Source organism: Arsenophonus nasoniae DSM 15247, from assembly GCF_000429565.1.
Lineage (GTDB): Bacteria > Pseudomonadota > Gammaproteobacteria > Enterobacterales > Enterobacteriaceae > Arsenophonus > Arsenophonus nasoniae.
Window position 1 is genome coordinate 37,960 of record NZ_AUCC01000019.1, and the last position, 8,421, is coordinate 46,380.

Consider the following 8,421-nt stretch of genomic DNA (forward strand, 5'->3'; position numbering starts at 1 on the left):
CCTTTACAGTTCGTTGACCAATTTATCAACGATGTCGCTATTAGCAGCTACATCAACGGAACGCTCAATTATTTTTTCTGCACCTGAAATTGCTAACATAGCAACTTGTTTACGCAATTCTTCACGAGCACGCTTACGCTCAGCATCAATTTCAATTTGCGCCTGAGTAACGATCTTGTTACGTTCAATTTCAGCCTCTGCTTTAGCCTCTTCAATCATTTGAACACGTTGCTTATTGGCTTGTTCAATAATGATTTGTGCTTCTGCTTTTGCTTTTCTCAGTCGTTCGGTCGCATCAGCTTTTGCCAAGTCCAAGTTTTTTTTAGCTCGCTCTGCAGAAGATAAACCATCAGCAATTTCTTTTTGACGTTTTTCAATCGCCGCCATAATTGGTGGCCATACATACTTCATACAAAACAAAACAAACAGGACAAATGCAATAGCCTGGCCGAGGATTGTCGCATTAAGATTCATCGCACAATACCTCTTTAAAAATTAACATATTAATGTTCCCATTTAGCTTGCATTATCAAGCAACTGCGAACATCACATATAGTCCTAGACCAACAGCAATCATCGGAATGGCATCAACTAAGCCCATAACAATAAAGAACTGCGTACGTAATAGAGGAATCAAATCTGGCTGACGAGCAGCACCTTCTAAGAATTTCCCCCCCAGGATGCCAATACCAATTGCAGCACCAATCGCTGCTAATCCCATCATTACAGCGGCAGCCATGTACAGCAGATCCATATTTAGGTTTTCCATGACAGTCTCCAGTTTGTTTCAGTTAAATAAAAAAATTTATTAGTAAGTTGAAATTAATGTTCTTCTGACGCCATCGATAAATAAACGATCGTTAGAACCATAAAAATAAAAGCTTGCAATGTAATAATCAGTATATGGAAAATTGCCCAAGGTAGGTTAAGTATCCACTGTGACCACCAAGGCAACAAAGCTGCAATAAGAATGAAGATCAATTCACCTGCATACATATTACCGAACAACCGTAAACCTAGTGATACCGGTTTAGACAGCAGGCTAACACCTTCTAAAATCAAATTGATAGGAATGAAAATAGGATGATTGAATGGTTGTAAAGTTAACTCTTTCGTAAATCCACTTAATCCTTTCATTTTGATACTGTAGAAAATGATCAAGATAAATACACCAATCGCCATTGACATAGTAATGCTTACATCCGCAGTTGGAACAACACGCAATGCAGGCAAACCTAAGTAGTGTTCTCCGATATAAGGAAGTAAATCGATTGGCAACAAATCCATGGTATTCATTAATAATACCCAAACAAACACCGTCAAAGCTAAAGGTGCAATGACTTTGCTCTTACCATGATACATATCACGAACAGTATTATCGACAAAACCGATGACCATTTCTATTGCAGTTTGGAATTTACCAGGTACGCCACTGGTTGCATTAACGGCAATTTTTCTAAAGAGCCACAAGAAAATAATTCCAAGGACAACTGAGAAAAAAAGCGAGTCAATATTTAACGTCCAAAATGTTGGATCATTGTTGTTATGGGGATCAACTAATTTGAAGGTACGCAGGTCCAACTGAAGATTATTTAGATGGTGTCCTATGTAACTTCCCGCAGTCATCACTTCTCCTGATGCAGACATGATGTCTTTACCCTTTTGTTGTTAAAAAATGCTCACTATCTAATTACAGCTGGTGTAATGATGTGAATAGTCAACATAGCTAAATAGGTCAAACCTAATGGCAAAAATGCTGCTTTAAATATACCCAAAGCAATTACCAATACAGTTATTGTTATAATAACTTTGACTCCCTCACCAATGGTAAAAAACCATGCAATGTGAATAGGAACATCTTTTTTCACTGCCTTTTGATAACGTATTAACAGCATAAATAAAGCATTAGATAACCAACATGCGAACCCGCCCGCAAAAGCAGATAAGCCCCATTCTACACTATTCATGTAGAAAGCTATACTCAGGATTACAAGCGCCATTAACTGAAATAACAACAGTTTTAAAGCAATTTTACCGTTGTAGAAGGATACAGACATGACTCTTAATATTTTCTCCCAGTATTTTGCATCTTAAATTGCAGAGTGCGTATAAAACTGCCTTTGCTCAAGAGTGTCAAGAGACAAAAACCTGCAAATTATACGACCCAAAAAAATGAATTCAATCTATAAGTAGCGAAAACGTGAACAAATATTTAAATTTTTCGATGCAACACGAAAATAAACAAATTTAAGTCAATTTAATTACCATTATTTAATTATATTAATTTTTAAAATATGATCTTTATCACATTTTAATGTGGTAAATTATTTACTTAAAAAGAAATAGAGTAAAAAAATCGAAAAATCAAAGATAAAAAATTAACTCTGAAATACTAATTATTTTTTATTGAAAATAAATAGGAAAAATACATTTAGATATTTTTATGTAACTAATTAATAATAAGTAGAATACAATATAATTATTATCCTTTTTGGTTATCATAATGTAATAAAAAAGTTAATATTATTTCTTTTTAAAATTTTAATGCAAAAAATAACAGTAACATTTTAAAATTTATTTTTTTGACTAAAAATGTCACTTTTTTTGATCAAAAACAATATTAATTGAACCCTAAAATCACTAAATGTCGCTGTTCATTGAGGCCAGGTACATCCAACGAAATAATTTTATTTAGCTTAAATTTAGAAGGAAAAGTTGATATTTCACTTGCGGAAAGTGTACCTTTAAGCGCATAGAATTGTCCTCCATTTTGCTTCGGAAGATGCTGACACCATGAAAGCATATCCTGTATTGAAGCAAATGCCCGGCTTACTATGCCATCAAATTTTTCTACCGGTTGGTACTGTTCAACTCGTTTTTGGATAGGCTCTATGTTTTTAAGCATCAATTCATGTTGTATCTGTCGCAAAAATCTGACCCGTTTTCCTAAACTATCTAACAGTGTGAAATGAGCATTAGGGCGAACAATAGCAAGTGGTATACCCGGTAATCCTGGACCTGTTCCGACATCAATAAATCGTTTACCAACAAGGTATTTATCAACAATTATGCTGTCCAAAATATGACGAATAATCATTTGTTCAGGAGATCTAATTGAAGTTAAATTATATGCTTTATTCCATTTATTTAATAATTCAATATAGGCAATGAGCTGTTGTATTTGCTGATCGGTCAAAATAATATCTGTTTTATCTAATAAAGTTTTAAAATAGGTTACTAACCTCATTTTAAGCACTCCGACGTAATAAACCTTGTTTTTTTAACCATACTAATAATATGGATATTGCAGCTGGTGTAATACCTGATATACGCGATGCTTGACCAATAGAACTAGGTTTATGATCATTGAGCTTGGCAATGACTTCATTAGAAAGGCCAGTAATTTGCTTGTAATCTAAATTAGTCGGTAATGTTGTATTTTCATTACGGAGTTGTCTTTCTATTTCTTCTTGTTGACGAATAATATAACCTTCATACTTTACTTGAATTTCAACTTGATTTGTAACTTGAGGATCATCAATTGCAGGTGAAAAATATTTTAAAGAAGTAAGTAATTTGTAACTCATTTCAGGACGTCGTAGTAAATCCTCGCCATTTGATTCTTTTGAAAGCGGAACAGCTAACACTTGATTAAGATCATTAATTTTATCTGAATTAGGATGTAACCAAAGATTACGCAAGCGTTGACGTTCTTGTTCTATTAATTCAACTTTACGACAAAATTTTTGCCAACGATTTTCATCAATTAGACCAAGCTCATAGCCTTTTTCAGTTAAACGAAGATCAGCGTTGTCTTCACGTAGCATGAGACGATATTCTGCTCGTGAAGTAAACATTCGATACGGTTCTTTAGTTCCTAATGTACAAAGATCATCAACTAAAACACCAATGTAAGCTTGATCACGACGAGGAAACCATCCCTCTTGTTCAAAAGCGTAACGAGCTGCATTAAGTCCAGCTAATAATCCTTGTGCTCCAGCTTCTTCATAACCAGTGGTGCCATTGATCTGGCCAGCAAAAAATAATCCTTTGATAAATTTACTTTCTAAAGTTGGTTTTAAATCCCGAGGATCAAAAAAATCATATTCAATAGCGTATCCTGGTCGAATAATACGAGCATTTTCTAGACCTTTCATCGAATGTATAATTTGCATTTGTACATCAAAAGGCAAACTAGTAGAAATTCCATTAGGGTAAATTTCATTACTTGTTAGTCCTTCTGGCTCAAGGAAGATTTGATGTGCTGAACGATCCGCAAACCGCATAACTTTATCTTCAATAGAAGGACAGTAGCGAGGACCTATTCCTTCAATGATACCTGCATACATAGGACTGCGATCTAAGTTATCACGAATCACCTGGTGAGTTTTTTCATTGGTATAGGTGATGTAGCAAGGTAATTGTTTTGGATGTTGTTCCGCAGATCCAATAAAAGAGAAAATGGGCGTAGGATCATCACCAAATTGCGGTACTAATTGGGAAAAATCGATAGTTCTTGCATCTATTCTAGGTGGTGTACCTGTTTTAAGTCGATCTACCCGTAGAGGTAGTTCTCTTAACCTATGCGATAGACCAATAGCAGGAGGATCACCAGCTCTGCCACCACTATAATTTTCTAATCCTATATGGATCTTACCGTCAAGGAAGGTACCTACGGTTAGTACAACAGATTTTGTGTGAAATTTTAATCCCATTTTGGTTATTACGCCAATAATTTGATCGTTTTCTACGATCAAGTCTTCAACAGCTTGTTGGAAAATCATTAGATTGTTTTGATTTTCCAGCGCTGTCCTGATCGCTTGTTTGTAAAGTACGCGATCAGTTTGAGCTCTTGTTGCTTGTACTGCTGGCCCTTTGCTTGCATTTAGCGTCCTGAATTGGATCCCTGCTTTATCAGTTGCAATAGCCATAATGCCACCTAAGGCATCAATTTCTTTAACCAGATGTCCTTTACCTATTCCTCCGATAGCTGGATTGCATGACATTTGACCCAACGTATCAATATTATGGGTTAGAAGTAAAGTTTGGCGTCCCATACGAGCAGCAGCCATAGCTGCTTCAGTACCAGCGTGGCCCCCACCAATAATAATGACGTCAAATTGTTCTGGGTAAAACATGTATGAACCTTAGTGTTAAATATGACTTTGGGAATGAATTTTACTCGAGTTTTGCAAAGAGGCAAGTTATATGATCCTTGTTTAATATAAATAAGATCTTTTTATTTAAAGATCTCTTTATTAGATCTTTTATTAGGATCGCGATCTTCTGTGGATAAACGTAAATACCCTAAGAAGATCATTATGTTGTTTATGATCTTTAGCTGTGAATGATAAGTGATCCTACTCCGTATAAGCTGGGATTAATATAGCTAGTTATACACAACGATTGCTAGCATTTAAGCTTATGCTATGGATAACTACCGGTTATTCCCTGCTTTTAAGCAAAGTTATCCACATTTATTTGTGATTTTATTTATTCAAAACGGTAATATTATCTTTCCACTTTTCGATCCAAATTTCTGCGGGTTCTTCTGGCACGTCATATTCTTGAATATCAATCTCTAATAGTTCACCTACACGTTTTGCATGATGATCCTTTAGTAGTTGATCTAAAGTATGGATTGCCCCACAAAAAGTATCATATTCCCTGCTACCTATCCCAATCGCACCATAATTAATCTGGCTAAGATCAGGTTTTTCTTCGCTGATCTCTTTTGCTAAAGGTTGTATATTTTCAGGTAGTTCGCCTGCTCCATGGGTAGAGCATACAATTAACCAAATACCTTTTGTTGGTAGATCTTTTAAGGATGGACCATATGTAACTTCAGTGTCGAAACCAGTTTTTTCCAATATTTCAGCAATATGCTCGGCCACATATTCAGCGCTGCCCATAGTGCTACCTGTTATCAATGTTACTTTTGTCATTATAAACCTCATTATTTAAAACTATGGCTATTGTATGTTGTGAATGAGTTGGGATCTACCTGTGGATAATATGGTTATTATATTTTTTATGGATTAATAGTACGCATTATTGGATTTTGTAAAGAGATCAAGGTTTCCGTAGATTGGATCTCATCTATTGTTTGTATCTTGTTGATAAGTACGTCTTGCAACGCATCAATGGATCGACACATTACCTTGATAAATATACTATATTGTCCAGTTGTGTAGTAGACTTCAACCACTTCGTCTAATTCATCAAGTTTTTTCAGGGCAGTATGATAGTCTTTTGCGCTTTTTAAAATAATGCCAATAAAGCAACAGACGTCAAAACCTAGTCGCTTCACACTAATATCTACACGTGTTCCTAATATAATCCCAGCTTGTTTCATTTTTTCAACTCGGACATGTATCGTACCTGGACTTACGGCAAATTTTTTAGCCATTTCAGCGTATGGGATCCTTGCATTTCTCATTAGTTCATTAAGTATGTCACGATCCAGATTATCGATCTGATAATTTTCAACCATTTTAAAACACCATTTTTAGCGATTATCTATTTTAAAGGGATATATTTTGAATATTATAAATCATAATGACTTTTTTTTATTAAGTATATTGAATTTATGGCCTGATCTGTTGCTTAATCTGTATAACAAAGCAAACAATGCTACAGATTATGGGGTAAGAAAATGGAAAAGTCATTCATCGAAAAACAACAACAAATTAGTTTTGTTAAATCATATTTTTCACGTTTATTAGAAAAAAAGTTAGCTTTAATTGAAGTTCAAGCGCCTATATTAAGTCGTCTCGGTGATGGAATTCAGGATAACCTTTCCGGTCATGAAAAAGCAGTACAAGTCAAAGTAAAATCGATGCCAGATTCTGTTTTTGAAGTTGTACACTCATTGGCTAAATGGAAACGTAAAACGTTAGGTCGTTTTGATTTTAAACCTGGACAAGGCCTTTATACCCATATGAAAGCATTGCGCCCTGATGAAGATCGTCTCACACCTATTCATTCTGTATTTGTAGATCAGTGGGATTGGGAAAAAGTGATGCTTAAGGATGAGCGCTCTCTTGATTATTTAAAGCAGGCAGTAATTAAAATTTATCAAGCCATAAAGGAAACAGAAAAAGCCGTAAACACAGAGTTTGGTTTAGAGCCATTCTTACCTGAGCAAATTCATTTTATTCATAGTGAAGAACTATTACAACGCTATCCTGATCTTGATGCTAAAGGAAGAGAACGTGAAATAGCTAAAGAATTAGGTGCAGTTTTTCTTATTGGTATTGGTGGAAAACTATCACATGGCCTTGCTCACGATGTACGTGCTCCTGATTATGACGATTGGACAACACCTAACGGTGAAGGTTATGCCGGTTTAAATGGTGATATTATTGTATGGAACCCTATATTACAGGATGCATTTGAAATTTCTTCGATGGGGATCCGTGTCGATACAGAAGCGCTTACACGCCAATTAGCAATCACAGATGATGAAGATAGAATGTCTCTTGAGTGGCATCAAGCATTGATAAAAGATCAAATGCCACAGACAATCGGTGGGGGTATTGGACAATCTCGTTTAGTAATGTTATTACTTCAGAAAAAGCATATTGGCCAAGTTCAATGTAGTGTATGGTCGCCAGAAAGTCATGCAGTTATTGCGGATATGCTGTAATTATTTACAATAGCGTATGAATCGACTTTTTAGCCCGGTATCAAAATGCCAGATATAATCGAAAATATTTAGGATACCGGGTTTTCCATATTTAGATAATGTAACAGCATGAAAGCGTTGTTGTTTAGTTTGGTGAATTTTTATTCTTTTTATTAAATTATCAGGTAGCCGTTGAGCAATAAAATCTGAAATTACAACCACATCTGAATCTTTCCACTGCTGTTGTTGCATTTTTTCTAAACATTTATTTAAACAGGCCGCCAAATCTGTTCCTCCACTAAATGTTTGATTAAGAAATTGCATTAATTGCTCTAATCCATCAATGTTTAGCAAATCGTAATGAATAACTTCCTTTGAAAATAGAATAATGTGACACTGACGGTTGTCACTCATGGCTATTTTCATTAAAGCGAGACAGAAAGCTTTAGCACAACGCTCATTAAATTTTCCCATTGAACCTGACGTGTCAATGCATACAATGAATGGCCCTTTTAGTTGTTGTTGTTCTTGATGGTTAGGAAATTGAATCGCTTTTAAAGTGAGTAGCAAAAGCCATCCCTTATTGCAAAAAGGAGATGGGGATCGATTTATTGTGTTTAGTGCCAGTTAACATTTCCTCAGAGAGTGTAATTTCTAACCTGATTTCCTTATTTTAGACACATTGATCCTGCGTTTAGCTGCGTAACCATCGCTTTTTCTCCAGGTTATGCAGTCTTTCTGACAACAATTCCGTTGCTTTTTTACCCATTTGCGCCCCGGTGAAAAGCAGCCTG

9 protein-coding genes and 1 pseudogene are annotated in these 8,421 nt (G+C 35.4%); 1 reads left to right on the forward strand and 9 read right to left on the reverse strand.

Annotated features, from left to right (window positions below; translation table 11 throughout):
* Window positions 1-3 precede the first annotated feature (3 nt).
* The 8 genes from atpF to asnC form a co-directional block, all read right to left on the reverse strand.
* The gene (gene atpF, locus G468_RS0106425) at window positions 4-474 is read right to left on the reverse strand and encodes a F0F1 ATP synthase subunit B (RefSeq protein ID WP_026822424.1); all 471 of its coding nucleotides are present in this window, start codon (window positions 472-474) and stop codon (window positions 4-6) included.
* Between the two features lie 55 nt (window positions 475-529).
* On the reverse strand, window positions 530-769 hold the full coding sequence (gene atpE, locus G468_RS0106430) for a F0F1 ATP synthase subunit C (protein WP_000429386.1): 240 nt from the start codon (window positions 767-769) through the stop codon (window positions 530-532).
* A gap of 53 nt (window positions 770-822) precedes the next feature.
* Complete coding sequence (gene atpB, locus G468_RS0106435; RefSeq protein ID WP_026822425.1) at window positions 823-1,647, reverse strand: F0F1 ATP synthase subunit A; 825 nt, start codon at window positions 1,645-1,647, stop codon at window positions 823-825.
* 35 nt (window positions 1,648-1,682) lie between these two features.
* Window positions 1,683-2,057, reverse strand: a complete 375-nt coding sequence (gene atpI / locus G468_RS0106440) for a F0F1 ATP synthase subunit I (RefSeq protein WP_026822426.1) — start codon at window positions 2,055-2,057, stop codon at window positions 1,683-1,685.
* A 563-nt stretch (window positions 2,058-2,620) separates the two neighbouring features.
* Complete coding sequence (rsmG, locus tag G468_RS0106445; protein ID WP_034249434.1) at window positions 2,621-3,247, reverse strand: 16S rRNA (guanine(527)-N(7))-methyltransferase RsmG; 627 nt, start codon at window positions 3,245-3,247, stop codon at window positions 2,621-2,623.
* Between the two features lies 1 nt (window position 3,248).
* Window positions 3,249-5,138: a tRNA uridine-5-carboxymethylaminomethyl(34) synthesis enzyme MnmG gene (mnmG, locus tag G468_RS0106450; RefSeq protein WP_026822428.1), complete on the reverse strand. Its 1,890-nt coding sequence runs from the start codon at window positions 5,136-5,138 to the stop codon at window positions 3,249-3,251.
* A 351-nt stretch (window positions 5,139-5,489) separates the two neighbouring features.
* A complete protein-coding gene (gene mioC / locus G468_RS0106455) occupies window positions 5,490-5,945 on the reverse strand; it encodes an FMN-binding protein MioC (protein WP_026822429.1) in 456 nt (151 codons plus the stop codon).
* Window positions 5,946-6,031: 86 nt separating this feature from the next.
* Window positions 6,032-6,493 carry a transcriptional regulator AsnC gene (gene asnC / locus G468_RS0106460; RefSeq protein ID WP_026822430.1) on the reverse strand — a complete coding sequence of 154 codons (462 nt, stop codon included), beginning with the start codon at window positions 6,491-6,493 and terminating at the stop codon, window positions 6,032-6,034.
* Window positions 6,494-6,655: 162 nt separating this feature from the next.
* Here asnC and asnA point away from each other — a divergent pair, with 162 nt between their 5' ends.
* The gene (asnA, locus tag G468_RS0106465) at window positions 6,656-7,648 is read left to right on the forward strand and encodes an aspartate--ammonia ligase (RefSeq protein ID WP_026822431.1); all 993 of its coding nucleotides are present in this window, start codon (window positions 6,656-6,658) and stop codon (window positions 7,646-7,648) included.
* Here the strand turns inward: asnA and G468_RS0106470 are convergent.
* Window positions 7,649-8,182: pseudogene (locus G468_RS0106470) on the reverse strand (VWA domain-containing protein); the annotation flags it as partial. It lies immediately after the preceding gene.
* Window positions 8,183-8,421 lie beyond the last annotated feature (239 nt).

What these genes read in the sequence shown, in the direction of transcription:
- asnC (WP_026822430.1), bottom strand. Translation starts at nt 6,493, where the DNA reads ATGGTTGAAAATTATCAGATCGATAATCTGGATCGTGACATACTTAAT.
- atpE (WP_000429386.1), bottom strand. Translation starts at nt 769, where the DNA reads ATGGAAAACCTAAATATGGATCTGCTGTACATGGCTGCCGCTGTAATG.
- asnA (WP_026822431.1), top strand. Translation starts at nt 6,656, where the DNA reads ATGGAAAAGTCATTCATCGAAAAACAACAACAAATTAGTTTTGTTAAA.
- mnmG (WP_026822428.1), bottom strand. Translation starts at nt 5,138, where the DNA reads ATGTTTTACCCAGAACAATTTGACGTCATTATTATTGGTGGGGGCCAC.
- atpB (WP_026822425.1), bottom strand. Translation starts at nt 1,647, where the DNA reads ATGTCTGCATCAGGAGAAGTGATGACTGCGGGAAGTTACATAGGACAC.
- mioC (WP_026822429.1), bottom strand. Translation starts at nt 5,945, where the DNA reads ATGACAAAAGTAACATTGATAACAGGTAGCACTATGGGCAGCGCTGAA.
- atpF (WP_026822424.1), bottom strand. Translation starts at nt 474, where the DNA reads ATGAATCTTAATGCGACAATCCTCGGCCAGGCTATTGCATTTGTCCTG.
- rsmG (WP_034249434.1), bottom strand. Translation starts at nt 3,247, where the DNA reads ATGAGGTTAGTAACCTATTTTAAAACTTTATTAGATAAAACAGATATT.
- atpI (WP_026822426.1), bottom strand. Translation starts at nt 2,057, where the DNA reads ATGTCTGTATCCTTCTACAACGGTAAAATTGCTTTAAAACTGTTGTTA.